Genomic DNA, 20,141 nt, shown 5'->3' with positions numbered 1-20,141 from the left:
GGTCGCCCTTGACGGATCGTGACGTGTCGGGAGCGCGCGCCGGCCCGCGGGTGCGGACCGGCGCGCAGGGTGCGGCGACGGCGAGCGGCTAGAACGTGACGGTGGCGACGACCGCGTCGGCGTAGTTGCCGGTCGGGACGTTCTGGGCGGCCGGGATGCGGCCGTACACCGTGTACTGGACCGGGGTGATGCTCGCGGCGGTGCCGGCCTGCATGACCGTGCTGTCCCAGACCGTGGTGCGGGCCGCCTCCTGGTAGAGCTCGTACGGGAGCTGCGCGCCGGCGATCGAGGCGTGCTGCATGGCGCGGCTGCCGCTGCCGCTGTTCCCGGCGCCGAGACCCACGGTGTACGCCGTGCCGGTCGTGCAGGTGACCGTCACGGTGCCCTGCGCGTCGAGCGCCGTGGCGGCGTTCGTGACGAGCGGGTCGTAGCTGCCGAACGCGACCGGCGTGGCGGCGATCGTGCAGGAGGGGACCACCGTGGCGGTGACGTCGAGGGTGGCGGTCGCGCTCGCAGCACGAGCGGCGCCGGCGGTGAGGGTGAGGGCGGCGATGGCGAGCGCGAGGCGCAGGGCGAGCTTCTGCATGTGGATGACTCCTTGGGTGAACGTTCGCGAGATCGCGAGGCTCGGACGCTAACCGGGGTCGAGGCCGCCCGGCATCCCCATCCCACGTGAAGAGCGCGTGACCCGTGGTCAACGCGGGGGCGCTGTCGCCGCGCAGGCGCCGCGGTGGGTCCGGCTCGTCCGCGATATCGTCCGGGCGCAGGCTGCGCGCGCGGACGCGCGGTCAGAACTCGAACGTCACCACGATGGTGTCGGAGTACGGGCCGACCGGCGGCTCCTGCCGCGCGGGGATGCGCCCGAAGACGTAGGCCACGGTGAGGCCGTTCGAGAGCGTGGTGACGGCGGGCGCGGCCGCGGTGCCGCCGGTGCCGTCCCCCCAGACCGTCCCGAAGCCCGCGTCCGCATACAGGTTGTACGCGAGCGTCCAGGGTCCCTGGCGCAGCGTGCGGGCGTACACGTCGCCGGAGCTTCCGGCGGTGAACGTGATGCGGATGGGCTGCCCGCGCGAGCAGCGGTACTGCAGCATGCCGGTGGTGGTGAGCGGCACGGGGGAGAGCGGGTCGTAGGCGCCGAACGCGATCGACGTGCCCATGGTCAGGCTGCAGCTCGCCGCGCGCGCCGCGGCTGGCGCGACGAGCGATAGCGCCGTCGCCAGGAGGAGCGCGAGGGCGCAGGACGTCGGGGGATGTGGCAGCCGCCGATTCATTGATCGGTCCGTCGTTTCGTATACCGTGACGGGCCTCCGTCCGGAAATCCTCCGCCGGGACGGTGCCGACCCCATGACCCTGCTCGCCCGCGCGACCCTCGTCCTGCTGCTCGCCGCCGCGGCGCCCGCGCGCGCGGGCCAGATCGACGTGAAGCCGATCCTCGTCGAGCTGGGGCCGCGCGGCCGGACCGCGCTGCTCGAGGTGCGCAACTCCGGCGCGACGCCGCTCCGCGTGCAGGTGCGGACGGCCTCCTGGGCGCAGGACGCGGCCGGCGTGATGGGCGTCGAGCCGACCACGCAGCTCCTCGCGTTCCCGCCGCTGCTCGAGATCGCCCCCGGGACGAGCCGCAACGTGCGCGTCGGCACCGAGCTCGCGCCCGGGCCGGCCGAGCGGAGCTTCCGCGTGTACCTGGAGGAGCTGCCGCCCCCGGCCGACGTGTCCGCCGCCGAGGTTCGGGTGCTCACCCGGATCAGCATCCCGGTGTTCGTGGCGCCGGCCGCGCCGGTGGTGCGCGCGGTGGTGGCGCCGCCCGCGGTCGCGGCGGGCAAGCTCACGGCGCTGCTGCGCAACGAGGGCAACGCGCGCTTCCGGCCCAGCGCGGTGCGCCTGGTGGTGCGCGGCGCCTCGGGCGCCCCGCTGCTCGAGAAGGACCTGGAGAGCTGGTACGTGCTGGCGGGCGGCGAGCGCCGCTACGAGGTCGCGCTCGGCGAGGCCGTGTGCGCCGCCGCGCGCGCCGCGGCCGTCACCGCCACCGTCACGGCGACCCTCGACACGGGCGAGGTGAAGGCGTCGGCCCCGATCCCGCCGGGCGCCTGCGGGCCGTGACCGCCGCGCGGACGCTGGCCCTGGCGCTCGCGGCGTTCGCCGCCGCCGCCGGGGCTCGCGCCCAGCCCTCATCCGACGTGGACCCCGTCCCCGCCGCGCCGGCCGCCGGCCCGCGGCCGGCGTTCCTGCTGCCCATCGTGAACGACGCCGAGGGCGAGCCGGTGCTGGTGGTGCTCGATGACGGCGACGCCTGGGTCGCGCCGGCCGACCTGGAGCGCCTGGGCGTCGCCGCCGGCGACGGCGCGCGGCGCAGCGCGAACGGGCGCGAGCTGGTGTCGCTCCGCTCGCTCGCGCCGCGGCTCGAGTTCGAGGTGGACGAGGCCGCCCTCACGCTCCGGCTCACCGCCGGTCCGGCGCTCCTGGGGCGCAAGGCGCTCGACCTCGACACGCTGCGCCGCCCGGCCGGCCTCGAGCTGCGCGAGTCGCCCGGCGCGTTCCTCAACTACTCGGCCCGCGGGACCACCGGCCGCGAGCTGACCGGCTTCGGCGAGGCCGGCGTCAGCTTCTCGCGCCACCTGGCGCTGGGGAGCGCCTCGGTGGACCCGGACGGCCGGGTGATCCGCGGGCTCACCGCGCTCACCCGCGAGGAGCCGGGCCCGATGATCCGGTTCACGCTAGGTGACGCCATCGTCCCCGCGCAGCCGCTCGGCGGCGCGCCCATCCTGGGCGGCCTCGGGATCTCGCGCGAGCCGGCGCTCGATCCGTACCGCCGCACCACGCCGCTCCCGCAGGTCTCGGCGTTCGCCTCCAGCCCCTCCACCGTCGAGGTCTGGGTGAACGGCGCGCTGGTGCGCACCATGCAGGTCGCGCCCGGCACCTACGACCTCTCCAACCTGCCGGTGACCACCGGCCAGAACGACGTGCGGGTGGTGGTGCGCGACGCGTTCGGGCGCACCGAGGAGGTGGACGCCTCGCGCTACCAAGCCCAGGGCCTGCTCGCGAAGGGGTTCCACGCGTTCTCCTGGTACGCCGGGCCGCAGCGGCGCGCGTTCGGCCTGGAGAGCTGGAACTACGGCCGGCCCATGCTGCTCGGGAGCCACCGGCTGGGCGTGACCGACTGGTTCACGGCGGGCGCGCGGCTGGAGGCCTCACCGGACCTCGCGAGCGGCGGGCTCTCCGCGGTCGTGGGCCTGCCGGTGGGCGAGCTGCAGCTGGGCGGCGCCGCGAGCGGGCACGCCGGCGCGCTGGGCGGCGCGGCGCTCGCCGGCTGGCGCCTCGGCCTGCGCCGGGCCTGGCTCGGGCTCGACCACACCTGGACGTCGCGCTGCTACCTCACCACCACCTCCGGCGCCCTGCTCCCGCGCATGCTCTGGCGCAGCGGCGCGAACGTCTCCTGGTCGCCGGTGGGCTGGCTCACCGGGCAGCTCGGCGCCTCCACCACGCGCTACGCCGACGGGAGCGCCCGCTCGGCGGCCGACTTCACCGCCTACGTGCGCATGGCGCGGGGCGTCCACCTGCAGCTCGGCACCGGCGTCTCCGGCGCGGGCGGCACGGCGCAGTGGACGGCCACCGCCGGGCTGGCGATTACCGGCCTCCGCGCCACCACGCTCGACGCCGGCACGCGGGTGCAGGACGGCGAGGCGCGGACCGGCGCCGGCATCCAGCGGCCGCTCCCGCTGGGCGAGGGCTACGGCTACCGCGTGCGCACCGATCGCTGGGCGGGCCAGACCGACGTCTCCGCGCTGGGCCAGGCGCAGTCGTCCTTCGGCCGCTACGAGCTGACCTGGGACCGGACCCGCTTCGGCGAGGTGGGCACCGCCACCGCGTCCGGCGCGCTGGTGCTCATGGACGGGCGCGTCTTCGCGGCGCGGCCGGTCGAGGGCAGCTACGCGGTGGTGCGCGTCCCGGGCGTCCCGGGCGTGCACGCCTACCTCAACAACCAGCCGGTGGGGCGCACCGGCCGCGGCGGCGACCTGCTCGTGCCCGGGCTGCTGCCCTACGGCGGCAACCGGCTCTCCATCGCCGACGCGGACGTCCCCATCGACCACTCGGTGGGCGCCACCGAGCGGGTGGTGGGCCCACCCCGCCGCGGCGGCGCGGTGGTGGTGTTCGACGTGGAGCGCCTGCGCGCGGTGCAGGGGCGGGTGCGGATGCCGGGGCACGACGCCGTGCCGGCGTACGGCACGGTGGTGGTGCTGGCGAGCCGGCGCGTGTTCTCGTCGCCGGTGGGCGGGCAGGGCGAGTTCTGGCTGGACGGCCTGCCCGCCGGGACGCACCGCGCGCACGTGCTCTGGCACGGCCAGACCTGCACGTTCGCGATCGAGGTGCCGGCCGGGGCGCCGCCGCTGCTCGACGTCGGGCAGGTGACGTGCGCGCTGCTCGCCTCGCGCTAGACTCCTCCCATGTGGACGGTGCTCGGTCCGGCGGGGATGGCGCGCCTGGGGGCGATGGCGGCGTACGTCCTCGCGGTGGCCGGGTTCCTGTGGGTGCAGGAGGTGGGGCTGCGCCTCCTCCGCGAGGAGCGGCAGGCGTGGTGGGCCGGGAGCGGGCGCGACCTCCTCAACCTGGCGGGCCTCGTCGCCATCGCGGGCGCGCTGCGGCTGCTCGGCTTCTCCGGCCCGGCCGCCCTGCTGGTGGGCGGCACGCTCACGCTGCTCCTGTTCGGCGCGTCGGTGTTCCTGGCGACGCAGACCGACACGGCGCACCCGCTCGCCTGGGCGGTGCTCGCCGGCGCCGCCCTGGCGCTGCCGGTGCTGCTGTTCCCGGCGCAGGTGGCCGGCGCGTTCGGCGCCGCGGCGGACGCGCTGTTTGCGCTCCCGCCCGGCCCCGGCCGCTGACGTCACGCTCAGTGATGCGTGCGCCGCTTCGCCCGCCCCCGGGTGGCGGGCTCCATCTCGACCGGGTGGTAGTCGGACGGGCGGAGCTCGGCCGCCGCCGCGCCGGCCGGCAGGTCCATGCCGACGTCGCCCGGGCGCTCCACCTCCGCGGCGTGCGCCCGCGGCCCGTGGTGCGCGCGGACCGGACGCGGCTCCGCAGGCTCCATCTCGACGAGGTGATAGTCCGACGGCCGGAGCGCCTCCGCCGCCGCGCCGGCGGGCAGGTCGATGCCCACGTCCCCCGGACGCTCCACCTTGGCCCGCTGCATCGTTCGCCTGGTCATGGACGGATCGTGCTCCCGCGGGAGCCGGGGAGGGGCGGCGGATTTCGGGTTCCGCGGCGCGGGGCTCTCCGGACGGAGTTGCGCCGGCGCGCGCAGCGGCGTGGGGCCGCGGTCCGCCGCGTCAGGGCGCCGCGGCGGGAGCCGGCGCCGGCGCCGTCGCGGGCTGCGGCCGGCCGCAGGCGGCCTCCAGGCGCGACCTCCGCTCGACGAGCGCGGCCCGCGCGGCGGGGCTGACGCCTTCCGGCAGCACGTCCACGGCGCGGCGCTGCAGCGCGAGCGCCTCGGGGCACTGGCCCAAGTCCTCGAGCACCGCGGCGAGCGTGTCGATGATCCCTCCGTTCCACGGCTCTGTCGCCACCGCCCGGCGCGCGAGCGGCAACGCCTCACCGGAGCGGCCGGCCTGGAGCAGCGTCCAGGCGAGATCGTTCGCCGCCTCGGCGCTCGCCCCATCCGTCTCCACGGCCTTGCGGAGCGCGCCGATGCGCCGCTCGCCGTCTCGGGTGGTCCGTGCGAGGAACAACCAGGCGCGCGCGTCCTCGGGGTGGGCGGCCGTGGCGCGCTCGGCGAGCGCGAGCGCTCCATCCGCCTGACCCTCGGCCATCCGCTCGAGCGCCGCCACGTGCCCGGGGTCGTGGGCGAGCGCCTCCTCGATCTCCGCCTTCAGGCGCGCTGGGCCCGCCTTCTCACCGCGATCGACCCAGGGCAGCGAGAGCCGGATCGTGTGTGCCTCCGCGGCGCTCATGGGGCGCTCGCGGATCGGCGCCGCCTCGGGAAGGCGCACGCCGCGGTAGCTGTACTTCCCGGCGCGCAGGTACCCGCCGATCTCCTTGTCGAGCGCCTTTCCGCCCTGTTCGGTCGCCGGGTCCCACTGCGGGAACACCTCGCGCCAGGCGACCTCCGGATCCTGTCCGCGGAGGAAGCGGCCCTGCAGCTCGGCGAACTGCTGTGGCTGGCGGTTCACGAGGAAGTGGACCAGCGCCCAGGCGATCGCGTACGAGCGCGTGGCGTCGTCGCCGAGCAGGTCGTTCGAGCGGAGCACCTTCGCCGCGCCGCCGTGGTACGGGAAGACCGTGTGGTAGCGGTGCCGGGGGAGGCCGCCGACCGTGGGGGTGTTGTCCACCCCGGTCATGGCCATCGACTCCATGTAGCAGGCGAGCCCCTCGGCGAACCAGCGGGGCTGCCGGGCGAAGAGCGGCGTGGTCACGTGGTGGGTGATCTCGTGCACCGCCACGATCCGCTGCGAGTCGGCGAGCAGGCCGGGCGTCAGCATGACCGCGCCGAGCCGCGTGCCGCTCATGTGGTACGCGGTGGCGTCCTTCGGGGCGAACAGATGGAACTCCTCCTCCGACTGGAAGGCCACCACGCGCATGGGCGCGACGGTCGGCGGCGGTCGGCGGAACAGCGCGATCCGGACCACGTCGTAGATGCGGTCCAGCTCGCGCGCGAGGTCCTGGGCCTTGCCCGAGGAGAGGTCGGTCTGGAGCAGGATGTTCGCGGTGCGGAGCTCGCGCCACGCCGGGCCGCCACGATCCGGGCAGCGGAAGTCGTCCGCGCGGGCGGTGGCGCCGAGGGCGAGGATGGCAGCGAGGGCGGCGGTCCTGCAGAGGAGGGGACGCATCCACCCACGGTACCAACCGCTCTCGCGGGTCGTCCACACCCGCAGCGAAGATTCCGTCCTCACGTGGTCAAGGCGCCGCGGCGGGCGCAGTCGCCGGGGCAGGCGCGCGCGGGGATTGCCCGCAGGCGCTCTCGAGGCGCGTCCTCCTCTGGACGAGCGAGGCCCACGCGGCGGCGTCGCCGCCGTCCGGGAACACGTCCACGGCGCGCCGCTGGAGCGCGAGCGCCTCGGGACACTGGCCCAGGTCCTCGAGCACGCTGGAGAGCGTGACGAGGGCCCCGATGTTCCACGGTTCCATCGCCACCGCGCGGCGCGCGAGCGGCAGCGCCTCCCCGGAGCGGCCCGCGCCGAGCAGGAACTGGGCGGACACGCGCAGCGCAGCGGCGCTCGCGTCGTCGGCCGCCACCGCCCGCTGCAGCGCCTCGAGCCGCCGCTCCTCCTGGCCCGGGGGGAGCAGCGCCGCGAGCACCAGCCACGCGCGCGCGTCCTCCGGATGCGCCGCGGTCGCGCGCTCCATGAGCCGGAGGGCCTCCTCCGGCCCCGCTGCGGCCGCGTGCAGCGCCAGGGCATCCACGTGGCCCGGGTCGTGCGTGAGCGCGTGCTCCACCTCCGCGCGGAGCCAGGGCGCGTCGTACCGGACCCGCGGCTCGAACCAGAGCAGGGACAGGCGCGCCGCGTGCGCCTCGGCGGCCGTCATCGGCCGGTCCGTCACCCGGGGCGCCGGGGGCAGCCGGACGGGGCGGGAGGCGTACGTGCCGTGGTGGTTCAGGTACCGGTCCAGCGCCTCGTCCAGCGCCCGCGCACCGTCTGCGGCGGTGGGATCCCACTCCGGGAAGACCTCCCGCCAGGCGGCCGCGGGATCCTGCCCGCGCGCGAAGCGCACCTGCAGCGCGCCGAACCGCTCCGGCTCCCGGTTCACGAGGAAGTGCACCAGGGCCCACGACTCCGCGTACGCCACCGCCATGCCGCTGCCATCGCCGAACGCGCTCGCGGTGAGGACGTCGGCCGCCCGGATGCTTCGCCCGTGGTAGGCGCTGGCCACCCAGGACCAGTGCTCCGGCGCGCCGCCCAGGCTTGGCGAGCCCTCGGTGCCCATCGACTCCATGAAGCTGGCGAGGCCCTCCCGGAACCAGGGCGGCTGGCGCGCGAAGAGCTGCGCCGTGAGGTGGTGGGTGAGCTCGTGCGCGATGACCGTTCGCTGCGCGTCGCCGAGCGTGCCCGGCATGACCACGACCGGGGCGAAGAACGGGGGCCGGTGGTAGTACGCCCCAGCGCCCATCGGCGCGAAGCGCTCGAACTCGCTCTCGGACGCGAAGGCCACCACGCGCAGCAGGCCGGGCGCGGGCGGCGGGTTGCGGAACAGGCCGGTGCGCACGACGACGAACGTACGCTCGAGCTCGCCCGCGAGCTCCTTCGCCTTCCACGACGGGAGGTCGGTCTGGAGCACGACGTGCTCGGTCCGGAGCTCGTGCCAGTCCGGTCCGCCCTGCTCCGGGCAGCGGAACTGCCCGACCCCCGCGCAGCCGGAGAGGGCGGCGACCCCGATCGCGAGGACCGGGGCCCACGCGGTGGCGGGCCGGGGCGGTTGGCGCATCCACCGACGGTACCAACCGCGCACTCGCGGCGTCCATACGATGAGCGAAGTCCCCGTCCTCACGAAAAGAAGAGGGGCCGCCGGCGCACCGGCGACCCCTCGGTTCCGTCCGGGAGGACGGGACGGCCTACATCATGCCGCCCATCCCGCCCATGCCGCCCATGCCGCCGCCGGCGGGGGCCGCAGACTCCTCCTTCGGCTTCTCCGCGACCATCGCCATGGTGGTGAGCATCAGCGAGGCGACCGACGCCGCGTTCTGCAGCGCGGAGCGCGAGACCTTGGTCGGGTCGATGACGCCGGCCTTCACCAGATCCTCGTACTCGCCCGTGGCGGCGTTGAAGCCGAACGCGGCCTCCTTCGCCTCCTTCACCTTGTTCACCACGATCGAGCCCTCGTAGCCGCCGTTGCCGGAGATCTGGCGGAGCGGCTCCTCGATGGCGCGGCGGACGATGTCGAGGCCGACCTTCTCGCCCTCGTTCACCTTCACGCCCTCGAGCGCCTTCACGCAGCGCAGGTAGGCCACGCCGCCGCCGGGGACGATGCCCTCCTCGACGGCCGCGCGGGTCGCGTGGAGCGCGTCCTCGACGCGGGCCTTCTTCTCCTTCATCTCGGTCTCGGTGGCCGCGCCGACGTTGATGACCGCGACGCCGCCGACCAGCTTCGCGAGGCGCTCCTGGAGCTTCTCGCGGTCGTAGTCGGAGGTGGTCTCCTCGATCTGCGCGCGGATGGTCTTCACCCGGGCCTCGATGTCCTCCTTCTTGCCGGCGCCGTCCACGATGGTGGTGTTGTCCTTGTCCACCGTGACGCGCTTGGCGCGGCCGAGGTCCTTCAGCGTGACCTGCTCGAGCTTGAGGCCGAGCTCCTCGGCGATCATGCGGCCGCCGGTGAGGATCGCGATGTCCTCCAGCATGGCCTTGCGGCGGTCGCCGAAGCCGGGGGCCTTCACCGCGCACACGTGCAGCGTGCCGCGCAGCTTGTTGACGACGAGCGTCGCCAGCGCCTCACCCTCGACCTCCTCGGCCACGATGATGAGCGGCTTGCCCGAGCGCGCGATCTGCTCCAGCAGCGGGAGCAGGTCCTTCATGTTCGAGATCTTCTTCTCGTTGATGAGGATGTAGGCGTCCTCGAGGACCGCCTCCATGCGCTCCGCGTCCGTCACGAAGTACGGCGAGAGGTAGCCGCGGTCGAACTGCATGCCCTCGACCACGTCGAGCGTCGTCTCGAGGCCCTTGGCCTCCTCGACGGTGATGACGCCCTCCTTGCCCACCTTCTCCATCGCCTCGGCGATGATGTTGCCGATGGTGGTGTCGCCGTTGGCCGAGATGATGCCGACCTGGGCGATCTCCTTGTGGTCCTTGGTCGGCTTGGAGAGCTTCTTCAGCTCGCCGACGATCGCCTCGACGGCCTTGTCGATGCCGCGCTTCACGTCCATCGGGTTGTGGCCGGCCGCGACGAGCTTCGAGCCCTCGCGGTAGATGGCCTGGGCGAGCACGGTCGCGGTGGTGGTGCCGTCGCCGGCCACGTCGGAGGTCTTGGAGGCGACCTCCTTCACCATCTGCGCGCCCATGTTCTCGAACTTGTTCTCGAGCTCGATCTCCTTCGCGACCGTCACGCCGTCCTTGGTGATGGTCGGGGAGCCGAAGCTCTTCTCGATGACCACGTTCCGGCCCTTCGGCCCGAGGGTCACCTTCACCGCGTCGGCGAGCGTGTTCACGCCCTTGAGGATCGCGTCGCGGGCCTTCTGATCGAAGACGATTTCCTTGGCTGCCATGTCTTTGAGCTCCGTGTTCCGTGAGAGGGGGTGCGGGCGCTAGCCTTCGATCACGCCGAGGATGTCCTCCTCGCGCATGATCAGGTGCTCCTCGCCGTCGATCTTGACCTCGGTGCCGGCGTACTTGGAGAAGAGGACGCGGTCGCCGGCCTTGACGTCGAGCGGGCGGACCTTGCCGTCCTCGAGGACCTTGCCGTTGCCCGCGGCGATCACCTTGCCCTCGATGGGCTTCTCCTTGGCCGAGTCCGGGATGATGATCCCGCCCTTGGTCTTCTCCTCCTCCTGCACCCGCTTCACGATGAGGCGGTCCTGCAGCGGACGGATCTTCGTCATGATGTGTCCTCCTTGTGGGCTCTGGCCTCCCCCGCCACCCAGCGGCGGGAGGGTTCGAAGGTCGTTGGAGCCGGCTGGCAGTCGGATGCTCCGACTGCCAGCAGCGCGCGTATCCTAACCACGGCCTTCGAGGTGTCAAGCGAGCCTGCCAGGTGCGTATCTGCAGGGAATGACGAACTTTTTATTCGTGGCTTGGCAGTCGCCCCGATCGAGTGCCGAAGGTGCGGCTGGCAGTCGCATCCGGCGGCTGCCGAGGGTGCGACCGGGTGGGTGAAAGCCCTTTCACGGCGCGGGGTTGCGCCGCTCGCGCGGCGGAGGTTACCGTTCAGGGTAGGAGGGCGCCCCTGCGGCGAGCCGTCCAGCCGCCCGCGGGGCCGCCCACCGAGGAGGGCCGCGACGCAGTGAGCGACAAGATCCTCGTCGGCAAGAGCGCGCAGGAGTGGTTCCGGGAGGCGATCGCCGAGGCGCTCTCCCACCGCCGCCTGAAGATCCAGGAGGTCACCGAGTTCTACCTGGTGAACCTCCTCACCGGGTTCCTGGAGAAGGAGCGGCTGTTCGTGGAGGAGGCGGACGGCACCGTCCGCGCCGAGCCGCTCGCCCTCATCCTCGTGAAGGCGCTGCAGGCCGACCGGGCCGCGCGGGCCCGGGAGCTCCGCCGCCTCGGCGACACCGCGCTGTTCGTCTCGGGCTTCTTCGGCGACTCGCTGGCGCGCTCGCTCGTGGACGTGGACTACTACATCGCCATGGGCGAGCGCGCGTACGGCACGCTCGCCGGCACCGAGCGGCGGCCGGGCCTGGACGGGCTCTACGAGGAGCTGGCCGGCCGCTTCGGCGACTTCGTGGACCTGTTCGCGGAGATCGCGGAGCTGTCCGACCTGCGCTCGAACCGCGGCCTCCTGCGCCTCTACGAGCGCTTCCTCGCGACCCGGTCCGAGCGCGTCGCCGAGCGGCTCCGCGCGCGCGGGGTGGCGCTGTTCGGCGGCCCGGGCGCGCCGCCGCGGGGGCTGAAGCACTGATGGGCCGCGCCGACGCGACGCTCGCGTTCCTGCAGGACGAGCTCGAGGCCATCTACGGCGTGGAGGCGCCGCGGGTGCACGCGTTCGTGATGGGCGAGGCGGCGGCGCGCGCGGCCGGGCGCGCCCCGCGGGCGCCGGAGGAGCTGCTGGTGATCGAGGAGCAGGACGGCGTCGCGCTCGGCCTGTACCTCGCCGACGAGGTGATGCGGGCCGCCGCCGACGCGGACCCGCACGATCCGCGCCCGCGCCTCACCGCGCGCGGCGCGCTCGGGCGGCTCGCCTGCGCGGCCGAGGGCGTCTCGCACTTCGTCTACCTCGCGACGCGCGCCGCCGCGGGCCGGCCGGTGTCGCTGCTCGAGCTCGAGGTGCAGGCGGAGGTGGACAAGTTCGCGCTGCTGGTGCTGCACCTGTGGCGGCGCGGGCTGCGACGCATGAGCCCGGCGCTGCGCAGCCGGCTGTTCGAGCGCGTCGCGTACCACGCCCACCTCGGCGCGGAGGAGCTGCACCGGTACCGCGAGGCGAACCGGCTGGGCGGCGGGTACGCGCGCTGGCTGGAGGGGCGCTACGTGGAGGAGGCCGACGTGGACGGCCTGCTGCGCGAGCTGCGCCGCTCGTACCGGCTCGGCGGCGGCGAGAAGCTCGGCTACCTGGGGACGCGCACGCTCCAGTGAACGCGAAAGGGCGCGCCGCCAGGCGCGCCCTCGGAGTCCTGCGGCGGCGATCGCGCTAGCGCAGCGTCCGCGTCTGGCCGGCCGGGATGTTGACCTTCTCCTTGTCGAACTTGCCGGAGAGGGCGTCGCGCACCGAGCGGTCGAAGCGGACCTTGCCCGTGGCGATCTCGCGCAGCGCCAGGACCGGCGGCTTGTTCTTGCTCGCCGCCTGCAGCGGGCGGGCGCCGGCCATGAGCTGGCGGGTCCGCTTGGTCGCGAGCAGCACGAGCGCGAAGCGGTTGTCCACCATGGGGAGGCAGTCTTCGACGGTGACGCGAGCCATCTTCTTCTCCTTCGGTCCGGCGCGAAGGGCGGAACATAAGCGGACGGGGAGGGCGGGTCAACCTCGGAAGGGACGGGGTTCCGCTGTGGGCCCTGGCGCCGGTCCGGGCGCCGGCGCCGCCGGGGGAGCCCCCTCGGGCGCGAGCAGCCGCCCGATCGCCGCCTCCACGCGCGTCGCCGCGTCGGCGGCCACCGCCACCACCTGCCCGTCCGGCGCCCGCACGAAGGCGGCGCCGTCGGCGCCCGTGCCGGCGCCCAGCTCCAGCCGCGCCGCCCCGCCGCCCTCGAGCGCCAGCTCCAGCCGGGCGCGCGGCGCGGCCAGGCCGTACGGGTCGAACACGCCGCCCTCCTCGCCGGAGCCGCCCAGCGTGGCGCGCCGCCGGAGCGCCGCCGCCGACTCGAGCAGGTCGGCGACCGCGGCCTGATCCACCGCCGCCCCGTCCCCGGCGCGCGCCCACCCGCCGCCGCGCCGGACCACGCGGACGGCACGCCCGCCGGCCGAGACGTCGATCGCGATCACCTGGCCCGGCGCGACGCCCACCACCGCCCCGCCGCGCGTGCCGCCGGCCGCCCGCTCGCGGCCGCGCAGGCGCACGCCGGTGGTGGCGATGAGCGCGATGGCGCCGGCGAGCACGGCGAGCACGAGCGCGAGCAGGAGGAGGGCACGGCGGGACACCCGGGCAACGTGCCACAGGGCCCGGGCGGTGGCGAGCGGCGCGAAGGGCCGTGCGGCGCGGCGCGCGCACTTGCCCGCGACCCCGCGTCGCGGCATCCTCCGCGCGCCGGAGGTGCCCCAATGCCCGTGGTGGTCCAGAAGTACGGCGGCTCGTCGGTCGGGACCGTCGAGAAGATGCGCAAGGTGGCGGAGAAGGTCGCCGCCGCGCGCCGCGCCGGGAAGGACGTGTGCGTGGTGGTCTCCGCCATGGGCGACACCACCGACGACCTGCTCTCGCTCGCGAAGCAGATCTCGCCCGCCCCGGCCCGCCGCGAGCTGGACATGCTGCTCAGCGCCGGCGAGCGCATCTCGATGGCGCTGCTCTCCATGGCGCTCAACGACCTGGGCGTCCCGGCGATCAGCTTCACCGGCAGCCAGTCGGGGATCATCACCACCGACAGCCACTCCGCCGCCCGCATCCTCGAGGTGCGCGCGTTCCGCGTGCAGGAGGAGCTGGCGAAGGGGAAGGTGGTGATCGTGGCCGGCTACCAGGGCGTGTCCACGCGCAAGGAGGTCACCACGCTCGGCCGCGGCGGGTCGGACACCACCGCGGTGGCGCTCGCGGCGGCGCTCGGCGCCGACTGCGAGATCTACTCCGACGTGGCCGGCGTGTTCACCGCCGACCCGCGGGTCGTCCCCTCGGCCGCGCGCCTCGAGGCGCTCTCCTACGAGGAGATGCAGGAGCTGGCCGCGGCGGGCGCGAAGGTGCTGAACGCGCAGGCGGTGGAGTTCGCGAAGGAGCGGGGCATCGCCATCCACGCCCGCTCCACCTTCGGCGGCCCCGAGGAGACCGTGGTGAAGGGCGGCGCGCACCCGGAGCGGATCGCCGGGGTCGCGATGCAGAAGGGGCTCGCGCTGCTGGGCTTTCCGGCGGCGCGGCTCGGCGACGTGCTCGCGATCCTGGAGCGGCACGGCGCGGTGGCGCTGGAGATCGCGGTGCCGGGGGAGCGCGCCGGCGTGGCGCTCGACCTCGAGAACGTGCACGACTGGCCGGTGCTGCGGGCGCAGCTCGCCGCCGAGGTGCCGGGGCTCGCCGCCGAGGACGAGGCCATCGGCGCGGTGTCGGTGGTGGGGACCGGGATCTCGGCCGGCCACCGGGTGCTGCGCGCGGTGACCGCGACGCTGGCGGAGCTGGGCGCGCGGCCGCGGGCGCTGTTCACCTCGCCGCTGCGGGTGACGGCCTACTGCGACGCCGCGGTCCTGAAGGACGCCGCCCGCCGGCTGCACGAGCAGCTCGTCGGGTGACGCGCGGGGCTCAGCCCCAGAAGCCGCCGGAGCCGGCGCGGTCCTTGCGCAGGTCGTGGCCGGGGTCGAGCTTCACGAACGTGCACATCTCGTTCAGCCGGGAGTAGATGCGGTCGCCCACGCGCTGGGAGAGCGTGATCGCCTCCGCGTCGCGCCGCCACTCGGGGGACGCGGTCCGCACGTGCTTGCCGGGCTCCTCGCGCACCGGGTTCTCGTCCGGGCGCAGGAAGTAGTTGGTGGCGAAGAGCGTGGCGAGGCCGGAGTTGAACCGCCGGCTGATGAGCTCGTCCAGCATGGAGCGCTCCCACTCGGTGCCGCGCTCCTTGCCCAGCTCGTCGATGGCGAGCACCGGCACCGAGAGCAGCGGCCGCAGGATGTCCATGTGGCTGCGGTTCGCGTCGAAGCCGGCCTTGATCTCCGAGAGCAGCAGCATGAACTCCACGTACCGCCCGGAAACGCCCTTCTCGAGCGCGAGCCAGCGCAGCGTGGCGACGAGCAGGTGGGTCTTGCCGGCGCCGGGCCGGCCGTAGAGCAGGTAGCCCTTGGTGGGCGCGTCGCGCCGGAACTTGCGCGCGAAGTCCTCCGCGACCGCCCGGGCGCGGGCGTGGTCGGGCGACCAGCTCTTGAAGGTCTCGAACGACGCCTTCGCCACCGCCGCCGGGATCGCGATCTGGTTGAACACCGCGATGCGCTCGTCGAGGTGCCGGCAGCTGCACACCTGCGCCACGGTCGAGCCGCCCTGCGGCACCAGCACGTAGCCGGTCTCCTCGCAGCGCGGGCAGCTCGCCTGGCAGGCGCAGCGGCGCGCGCGGGCGGTCGCGCCGAGGATCTGCTCGACGACGTAGCCGGTGCCGCCGCAGTCGGCGCAGGCGCTGGCGCTGGCTTTGTCGAGGGGATCCGGCATGGGCGCGGGAGTCTACACCGAACCTCGGAGGCAGGTGAGCCCCGCCCTCCGGGCCAGATCGGAGAGGTGGACCCGGAGCGCCTCGCGGTGCGCGCGCCGGCTCGCGCCGCGGGACCGCGGCCCCGCCAGCAGCCGGATGCGCGGCCCGAGCGCGGCCCGCTCGGCGCGGGGGAGGGTGGCGAGCCAGGCGTGGAGGATGCGCGCGTCGGCCGCGGCCAGCGCCGCCTCCACCCGCTCGAGCGGCGAGCCCTCGTGCGCCTCGGCCGCCGCGAGCGCGCGCCAGGCGGCGCGGTAGCCCTCGCGCTGCGCCTCGTCCGCCTCGCGGCCGGCGCCGGCCACCAGCTCGCGCGCCGCGCGGAGGCGCGCCTCGGCGGCGACGGCCTCCCCGGGCGGCGCCGGCGCGTCGCCCACGCGCCCGCCCTGGTACGCGCGCCACTCGTCCTCGACGGCGAAGCGGAGCGCGCGGATGGAGCGCGGCGGCGAGGCGCCCGGCGCGCGGCGCGCGGTCGCGTCCTCGAGCCCCCGGCGCAGCCCGCGGCACACCACCGCCACCGGCACCCCGAGCCGCTCCCACCGGGCGATCAGCTCCTCGTCGAGCGGCGACACGAGCAGCCCGCTCCCGCGCAGGCCGAGGAAGTACTCGGTGACCACGGCGTGGTAGCCGAGCGCGCCCTGGGGAAGGTCCGACATCGCCGGGGAAGGTACCGCGCGCGTCCGTCAGCGAGCGCTCACCGCGCGGCGAGCGCCCGCCGCACCTCGGCCGCCGACTGCGGCCGCCGCGCCGGCTCCTTCTCCAGCAGCCGCAGCGCGAGCCGCGCCAGCGCCGGGTCCGCGCCCGGGTTCACCTCGGCGAACGGCGGGGGTGGCAGGTCGAGGATCTCGTGCCACAGCGCCACCGGGTCGCGGGCCGAGAACGGCGGCACGCCCGCGAGCAGCTCGTACAGGATCACCCCCAGGCTGTAGAGGTCGCTGCGCGCGTCCACCGGGTGCCCCTGCGCCTGCTCCGGCGACATGTAGCGGTAGGTCCCGACGATGCGCCCGGCCTGGGTGAGCGCGTCGTCCACGTCGCGCTCCGCCTCCAGCTTCACCAGCCCGAAGTCCATGAGGCGCGCGCGCCGCGTGTCGTCCACCATCACGTTCGACGGCTTCAGGTCGCGGTGCACCAGGCCGCGGCCGTGCACGTACTCGAGCGCGTCCACCACCTGCTCCAGCACCCCGCGCATCCGCGCCACGCGCACGGGGCGGTTCAGCGCGGCGCGCTGCTCCTCCGAGAGCGGCGCGATGCGCGCGCAGGCGGCCAGGTCCTCGTCGTCGCCGCTGGCGGGGCGCGGCGCGAGCACGCCCACCTCCTCGGTCTCGGGCTCGTCCATCATGGCGGCGAGCGCGCGGATCGCGTCCGGCCCGGGCTCTCCGGTGGAGCCGGTGATGGCGTCCAGCGCGAACGGCTCGGGGTCGGTGGCCAGGCAGGTGTCGGCGTCGAGGGCAGGGGACAGGTACGCGCGCAGGTCGAGGCCCTCGACCAGCTCCATGGCCAGGTACGAGTAACCCTCGGTGACCCCCGCGTCGAAGACGCGCACCACGTTGGGATGATCGAGGGTGCGCAGCACCTCGTACTCGCGCGCCAGCCGCCGGGCGGCGGTCGCGTCCACCGCCGGCGCCGGCCCGAGCACCTTCACCGCCGCCAGCTCGCCGGTCTCCAGGTGGCGCGCGCGGTAGACGGTGCCGATGCCGCCGCGTCCGACGACGGAGACGATCTCGTACGAGCCGACGCGGTGCGGGGGCACCGATCGAGCATAAGGGGCCGGCGTCGCAGGGGTCAAACCGCGTCCCGACCCCCCGCCCGTCCGGGCTCGCCCCTGTGCCGCGCCGTGCTATAAGCGCGCGCGATGGCGGACCCCACGGTCGAACAGCTCGAGGCACGCGTGCGCGCACGCCCCCTGCCGCGCCACGTCGCCATCATCATGGACGGAAACGGGCGCTGGGCCGAGAACCGGGGCCTCCCGCGCGTGGCCGGTCACCGGGAGGGTTCGGAGGCCGTCCGGGCCGTGACCCGGGCCGCACGCCGGGTCGGGCTCGAGGCGCTCACGCTGTACGCCTTCAGCTCCGAGAACTGGGCGCGCCCGGACGAGGAGGTCGGCGCGCTCATGCAGCTGCTCGCCGACTACCTCGAGAGCGAGCGCGCCGAGATGATGCAGAACGGCATCCGCCTGAACGCCATCGGCGAGCTGGACCGGCTGCCGGACTTCGTGCGCGAGCGGCTCGACGCCGCGCGCGCCGAGACCGCCGCGAACGACCGGATGGTGCTCACGCTCGCGCTCTCGTACGGCGGGCGGCAGGAGCTCGTCCACGCGGCCCGCGCCGCCGCCGCCGCGCGCGGCACGGCGCTGGACGCCGAGGACCTCGAGGCCGCGCTGTGGACGCGCGGGCTGCCCGAGCTGGATCTCCTGGTGCGCACCAGCGGCGAGCGCCGCATCTCCAACTTCCTGCTGTGGCAGTGCGCCTACGCCGAGCTGTACTTCTCCGAGGTGCTCTGGCCCGACTTCCGCGACGCGGCGCTGTTCGAGGCCATCGCGGACTTCCAGCGCCGGCAGCGGCGCTTCGGCCTCACCGGCGCCCAGGTCGCGCGCCCCGAGCGCGGGTGACCGGCCGCGATGGGCGCCCTCGATCCGAAGAACCGCCAGAACCTGCGCCTGCGCGTCGCGTCCGCGGTGGTGCTGTTCCCGCTGGCCGTGTGGATCACCATCCTCGGCGGCCTGCCGTTCGCGCTGCTCGCCGCCGGCGCCGGCGCGGTGGCGTCGAGCGAGCTCATCCTCATGTTCGCGGGGCTGGGCCTCGCCGAGGCGTTCGGGATCGCGGTCGGCGGGGCGATCCCGCTCGCCGCCGCGTTCGGCCAGGGCGGCGAGCTGATGCCGGGCTGGACCTGGCTCGCGCTGGCCGGGGCCACCGTCGCGCTGTTCACGCTGTACCTCTTCCGCCGCGGGCCGCTCGAGGAGATCCCCCGCTCGCTCGCCGCGGTGTCGCTCTCCTGGCTGTACTGCGGCGTCCTGCTCGCCTCGGTGGTCGCGCTGCGGCTGCGCTTCGGGGTGGAGTGGGTGATCCTGGCGTTCGTGGTGACCTGGGGGAACGACACGTTCGCCTACTTCGCCGGCCACGCGTTCGGGAAGCACAAGATGTACGAGCGCATCTCGCCCAAGAAGACCTGGGAGGGCTTCGCGGGCGGCGCGGTGGGCTCGATCGCCGGGGCGCTCGTCACCCGGGCGCTCCTGCCCGCGCTCGGCGCGGACCTGACGGCCGGCCACGCCGTGCTGATCGGCGTCGGCGGCGCGGTGCTCGGGCCGCTCGGCGACCTGGCCGAGTCGATGGTGAAGCGCGCCGCGGGGGTGAAGGACTCGGGCAAGATCATCCCGGGTCACGGCGGCCTGCTCGACCGCATCGACGCGCTCCTGTTCGTGTCTCCGTGGGTGTACGCGGTCGCGCACGTCCTCCAGTCCCGGTAGGTGCCCGGGGCGCGGCGGCGCGACGCCGGCCGGCGTGGTAGAGAGGAGCCCGTGAAGCGCGTCGCCATCCTCGGGTCCACCGGCTCCATCGGCGTCCAGGCGCTCGACGTGGTGGGGCGCTTCCCCGACCGCTTCGAGGTGGTGGGCCTCGCCGCCGGGCGCAACGCGCCGAGGCTGCTCGAACAGATCCGGCGCTTCCGCCCGCGGGTGGTCTCCGTCTGCGACGAGGCCGCCGCCCGCGCCGTGCGGGCCGAGGCGCCCCCCGGCACCGAGGTGCTCTCCGGCGACGCGGGCGCGGTGGCGGTCGCGAGCCACCCCGACGCGGCGTTCGTGCTCGCGGCCATCTCCGGCGGCGCCGGGCTCCGCTCCACCGCGGCGGCCATCGAGGCGGGCAAGCCGGTGGGGCTCGCGAACAAGGAGTCGATGGTCCTCGCGGGCGAGCTGCTCATGGCCCGCGCCGCCGCGAAGGGCGTCGCCATCCTGCCGGTGGACTCGGAGCACAGCGCCATCCATCAGTCGCTCGTCGGCCACAACCGCGGCGAGGTGCGGCGCCTCATCCTCACCGCGTCCGGCGGGCCGCTGCGCTGCACGCCCGCGGCGGAGCTGGCCGCGGTCACGCCCGAGCGCGCCCTCAAGCACCCGAACTGGTCGATGGGCGACAAGATCACCATCGACTCCGCCACCCTGATGAACAAGGGGCTGGAGGTCATCGAGGCCCGGTGGCTGTTCGGGGTGGAGCAGCAGCGCATCGACATCGTGGTGCACCCGGAGTCGGTGGTGCACTCGATGGTCGAGTACGTGGACGGCTCCATCGTGGCGCAGCTCGGGATCTCCGACATGCGCGGGCCGATCAGCTACGCGATGGGCCACCCGGAGCGCATGCCGCTCGACCTCCCGCCGCTCGATCTCGGGCGGCTCGGCAAGCTCACCTTCGAGCCGCCGGATCCGGCGCGCTTCCCCGCCTACACGCTGGCGTACCGCGCGCTCGAGCTCGGCGGCACCGCGCCCGCGGTGCTCTCCGGCGCCGACGAGGCGGCCGTGGCCGCGTTCCTGGCGCGCCGCTGCAGCTTCACGCAGATCGCCGACGTCTGCGCCGACGTGCTCGAGGCGCACGTGGCGGAGCCGGTGCGCTCGGTGGAGCAGGCGCTCGCCGCGAGCGAGCACGGCCGGCGCGAGGCCGAGAAGCGCGTCGGCGCGCTGGCGCGCGCTCCGGCGGGGCGATAGGACGCGCGGGGCAATCCGCCCCGCCCACTCCCCCG

Annotated in this window: 21 protein-coding genes; 9 read left to right on the top strand and 12 right to left on the bottom strand. The window is 75.0% G+C overall.

The features are described 5' to 3' along the window. Positions 1-88: 88 nt before the first annotated feature. The gene (locus ADEH_RS18610; protein ID WP_011422650.1) at positions 89-586 is read right to left on the bottom strand and encodes a Csu type fimbrial protein; all 498 of its coding nucleotides are present in this window, start codon (positions 584-586) and stop codon (positions 89-91) included. A gap of 202 nt (positions 587-788) precedes the next feature. Beyond that, positions 789-1,271: a Csu type fimbrial protein gene (locus ADEH_RS18605; protein ID WP_011422649.1), complete on the bottom strand. Its 483-nt coding sequence runs from the start codon at positions 1,269-1,271 to the stop codon at positions 789-791. 73 nt (positions 1,272-1,344) lie between these two features. Here ADEH_RS18605 and ADEH_RS18600 point away from each other — a divergent pair, with 73 nt between their 5' ends. The 3 genes from ADEH_RS18600 to ADEH_RS18590 are packed head-to-tail and all read left to right on the top strand — an operon-like array spanning position 1,345 to position 4,874. Next, entirely contained in the window at positions 1,345-2,097 is a 753-nt protein-coding gene (locus ADEH_RS18600; RefSeq protein WP_011422648.1) for a fimbrial biogenesis chaperone, read from the top strand. Further along, positions 2,094-4,430 (top strand): fimbria/pilus outer membrane usher protein, encoded by a 2,337-nt coding sequence (locus ADEH_RS18595; RefSeq protein ID WP_011422647.1) that lies wholly within the window; start codon positions 2,094-2,096, stop codon positions 4,428-4,430. Before ADEH_RS18600 ends, ADEH_RS18595 begins: the two co-directional genes overlap by 4 nt. A gap of 9 nt (positions 4,431-4,439) precedes the next feature. Further along, positions 4,440-4,874: a hypothetical protein gene (locus ADEH_RS18590; RefSeq protein ID WP_011422646.1), complete on the top strand. Its 435-nt coding sequence runs from the start codon at positions 4,440-4,442 to the stop codon at positions 4,872-4,874. An 8-nt stretch (positions 4,875-4,882) separates the two neighbouring features. Here the strand turns inward: ADEH_RS18590 and ADEH_RS18585 are convergent, their stop codons facing one another. The 5 genes from ADEH_RS18585 to groES all read right to left on the bottom strand — a co-directional run bounded on the left by ADEH_RS18585 (position 4,883) and on the right by groES (position 10,513). Next, positions 4,883-5,197, bottom strand: coding sequence for a hypothetical protein (locus tag ADEH_RS18585; protein WP_011422645.1), 315 nt, complete (start codon positions 5,195-5,197; stop codon positions 4,883-4,885). 121 nt (positions 5,198-5,318) lie between these two features. Further along, positions 5,319-6,815 carry a DUF1570 domain-containing protein gene (locus ADEH_RS18580; RefSeq protein WP_011422644.1) on the bottom strand — a complete coding sequence of 499 codons (1,497 nt, stop codon included), beginning with the start codon at positions 6,813-6,815 and terminating at the stop codon, positions 5,319-5,321. Between the two features lie 67 nt (positions 6,816-6,882). Continuing rightward, positions 6,883-8,409 (bottom strand): DUF1570 domain-containing protein, encoded by a 1,527-nt coding sequence (locus ADEH_RS18575; RefSeq protein WP_041453690.1) that lies wholly within the window; start codon positions 8,407-8,409, stop codon positions 6,883-6,885. Positions 8,410-8,536: 127 nt separating this feature from the next. Then, a complete protein-coding gene (gene groL / locus ADEH_RS18570; protein WP_011422642.1) occupies positions 8,537-10,180 on the bottom strand; it encodes a chaperonin GroEL in 1,644 nt (547 codons plus the stop codon). 39 nt (positions 10,181-10,219) lie between these two features. Beyond that, positions 10,220-10,513, bottom strand: a complete 294-nt coding sequence (gene groES, locus ADEH_RS18565) for a co-chaperone GroES (RefSeq protein ID WP_011422641.1) — start codon at positions 10,511-10,513, stop codon at positions 10,220-10,222. A gap of 401 nt (positions 10,514-10,914) precedes the next feature. On the opposite strand from groES, the gene ADEH_RS18560 reads away from it, so the two are divergent. Together ADEH_RS18560 and ADEH_RS18555 are read left to right on the top strand one after the other, a co-directional pair. Beyond that, positions 10,915-11,529 carry a hypothetical protein gene (locus tag ADEH_RS18560; protein WP_041453689.1) on the top strand — a complete coding sequence of 205 codons (615 nt, stop codon included), beginning with the start codon at positions 10,915-10,917 and terminating at the stop codon, positions 11,527-11,529. Continuing rightward, the gene (locus tag ADEH_RS18555; protein ID WP_011422639.1) at positions 11,529-12,200 is read left to right on the top strand and encodes a hypothetical protein; all 672 of its coding nucleotides are present in this window, start codon (positions 11,529-11,531) and stop codon (positions 12,198-12,200) included. The genes ADEH_RS18560 and ADEH_RS18555 overlap by 1 nt, the downstream gene beginning before the upstream one ends. A 55-nt stretch (positions 12,201-12,255) precedes the next feature. On the opposite strand, the gene rpoZ is transcribed toward ADEH_RS18555, so the two are convergent. Together rpoZ and ADEH_RS18545 are read right to left on the bottom strand one after the other, a co-directional pair. Beyond that, positions 12,256-12,522 (bottom strand): DNA-directed RNA polymerase subunit omega, encoded by a 267-nt coding sequence (gene rpoZ, locus ADEH_RS18550; RefSeq protein WP_011422638.1) that lies wholly within the window; start codon positions 12,520-12,522, stop codon positions 12,256-12,258. A 57-nt stretch (positions 12,523-12,579) separates the two neighbouring features. Further along, positions 12,580-13,197 (bottom strand): DUF4340 domain-containing protein, encoded by a 618-nt coding sequence (locus ADEH_RS18545; protein WP_232287332.1) that lies wholly within the window; start codon positions 13,195-13,197, stop codon positions 12,580-12,582. 120 nt (positions 13,198-13,317) lie between these two features. Here ADEH_RS18545 and ADEH_RS18540 point away from each other — a divergent pair, with 120 nt between their 5' ends. After that, a complete protein-coding gene (locus tag ADEH_RS18540) occupies positions 13,318-14,481 on the top strand; it encodes an aspartate kinase (RefSeq protein ID WP_011422637.1) in 1,164 nt (387 codons plus the stop codon). Between the two features lie 10 nt (positions 14,482-14,491). Here the strand turns inward: ADEH_RS18540 and ADEH_RS18535 are convergent, their stop codons facing one another. The 3 genes from ADEH_RS18535 to ADEH_RS18525 are packed head-to-tail and all read right to left on the bottom strand — an operon-like array spanning position 14,492 to position 17,169. Continuing rightward, entirely contained in the window at positions 14,492-15,385 is an 894-nt protein-coding gene (locus tag ADEH_RS18535; protein WP_011422636.1) for an ATP-binding protein, read from the bottom strand. Between the two features lie 12 nt (positions 15,386-15,397). Beyond that, entirely contained in the window at positions 15,398-16,075 is a 678-nt protein-coding gene (locus ADEH_RS18530) for a hypothetical protein (RefSeq protein ID WP_011422635.1), read from the bottom strand. Between the two features lie 38 nt (positions 16,076-16,113). Further along, positions 16,114-17,169, bottom strand: coding sequence for a serine/threonine-protein kinase (locus ADEH_RS18525; protein WP_041453687.1), 1,056 nt, complete (start codon positions 17,167-17,169; stop codon positions 16,114-16,116). Positions 17,170-17,271: 102 nt separating this feature from the next. Between ADEH_RS18525 and uppS the strand changes: the two genes are divergently transcribed. The 3 genes from uppS to dxr are packed head-to-tail and all read left to right on the top strand — an operon-like array spanning position 17,272 to position 20,106. Further along, the gene (gene uppS / locus ADEH_RS18520) at positions 17,272-18,027 is read left to right on the top strand and encodes a polyprenyl diphosphate synthase (RefSeq protein ID WP_011422633.1); all 756 of its coding nucleotides are present in this window, start codon (positions 17,272-17,274) and stop codon (positions 18,025-18,027) included. A gap of 9 nt (positions 18,028-18,036) precedes the next feature. Further along, complete coding sequence (locus ADEH_RS18515) at positions 18,037-18,882, top strand: phosphatidate cytidylyltransferase (RefSeq protein WP_011422632.1); 846 nt, start codon at positions 18,037-18,039, stop codon at positions 18,880-18,882. Between the two features lie 51 nt (positions 18,883-18,933). Next, the gene (gene dxr, locus ADEH_RS18510; RefSeq protein WP_041453686.1) at positions 18,934-20,106 is read left to right on the top strand and encodes a 1-deoxy-D-xylulose-5-phosphate reductoisomerase; all 1,173 of its coding nucleotides are present in this window, start codon (positions 18,934-18,936) and stop codon (positions 20,104-20,106) included. The last annotated feature ends 35 nt before the right edge of the window (positions 20,107-20,141 follow it).

It is taken from the genome of Anaeromyxobacter dehalogenans 2CP-C, from assembly GCF_000013385.1.
Classification (GTDB): domain Bacteria; phylum Myxococcota; class Myxococcia; order Myxococcales; family Anaeromyxobacteraceae; genus Anaeromyxobacter; species Anaeromyxobacter dehalogenans_B.
This window is presented reverse-complemented; position numbering and strand designations above follow the sequence as displayed.

Excerpts from the sequence above, each read along its gene's own strand:
- ADEH_RS18610 (WP_011422650.1), bottom strand. The coding sequence starts at position 586 with ATGCAGAAGCTCGCCCTGCGCCTCGCGCTCGCCATCGCCGCCCTCACC.
- ADEH_RS18605 (WP_011422649.1), bottom strand. The coding sequence starts at position 1,271 with ATGAATCGGCGGCTGCCACATCCCCCGACGTCCTGCGCCCTCGCGCTC.
- ADEH_RS18600 (WP_011422648.1), top strand. The coding sequence starts at position 1,345 with ATGACCCTGCTCGCCCGCGCGACCCTCGTCCTGCTGCTCGCCGCCGCG.
- ADEH_RS18590 (WP_011422646.1), top strand. The coding sequence starts at position 4,440 with ATGTGGACGGTGCTCGGTCCGGCGGGGATGGCGCGCCTGGGGGCGATG.
- ADEH_RS18585 (WP_011422645.1), bottom strand. The coding sequence starts at position 5,197 with ATGACCAGGCGAACGATGCAGCGGGCCAAGGTGGAGCGTCCGGGGGAC.
- ADEH_RS18580 (WP_011422644.1), bottom strand. The coding sequence starts at position 6,815 with ATGCGTCCCCTCCTCTGCAGGACCGCCGCCCTCGCTGCCATCCTCGCC.
- ADEH_RS18575 (WP_041453690.1), bottom strand. The coding sequence starts at position 8,409 with ATGCGCCAACCGCCCCGGCCCGCCACCGCGTGGGCCCCGGTCCTCGCG.
- groL (WP_011422642.1), bottom strand. The coding sequence starts at position 10,180 with ATGGCAGCCAAGGAAATCGTCTTCGATCAGAAGGCCCGCGACGCGATC.
- groES (WP_011422641.1), bottom strand. The coding sequence starts at position 10,513 with ATGACGAAGATCCGTCCGCTGCAGGACCGCCTCATCGTGAAGCGGGTG.
- ADEH_RS18555 (WP_011422639.1), top strand. The coding sequence starts at position 11,529 with ATGGGCCGCGCCGACGCGACGCTCGCGTTCCTGCAGGACGAGCTCGAG.
- rpoZ (WP_011422638.1), bottom strand. The coding sequence starts at position 12,522 with ATGGCTCGCGTCACCGTCGAAGACTGCCTCCCCATGGTGGACAACCGC.
- ADEH_RS18540 (WP_011422637.1), top strand. The coding sequence starts at position 13,318 with ATGCCCGTGGTGGTCCAGAAGTACGGCGGCTCGTCGGTCGGGACCGTC.
- ADEH_RS18535 (WP_011422636.1), bottom strand. The coding sequence starts at position 15,385 with ATGCCGGATCCCCTCGACAAAGCCAGCGCCAGCGCCTGCGCCGACTGC.
- ADEH_RS18530 (WP_011422635.1), bottom strand. The coding sequence starts at position 16,075 with ATGTCGGACCTTCCCCAGGGCGCGCTCGGCTACCACGCCGTGGTCACC.
- uppS (WP_011422633.1), top strand. The coding sequence starts at position 17,272 with ATGGCGGACCCCACGGTCGAACAGCTCGAGGCACGCGTGCGCGCACGC.
- ADEH_RS18515 (WP_011422632.1), top strand. The coding sequence starts at position 18,037 with ATGGGCGCCCTCGATCCGAAGAACCGCCAGAACCTGCGCCTGCGCGTC.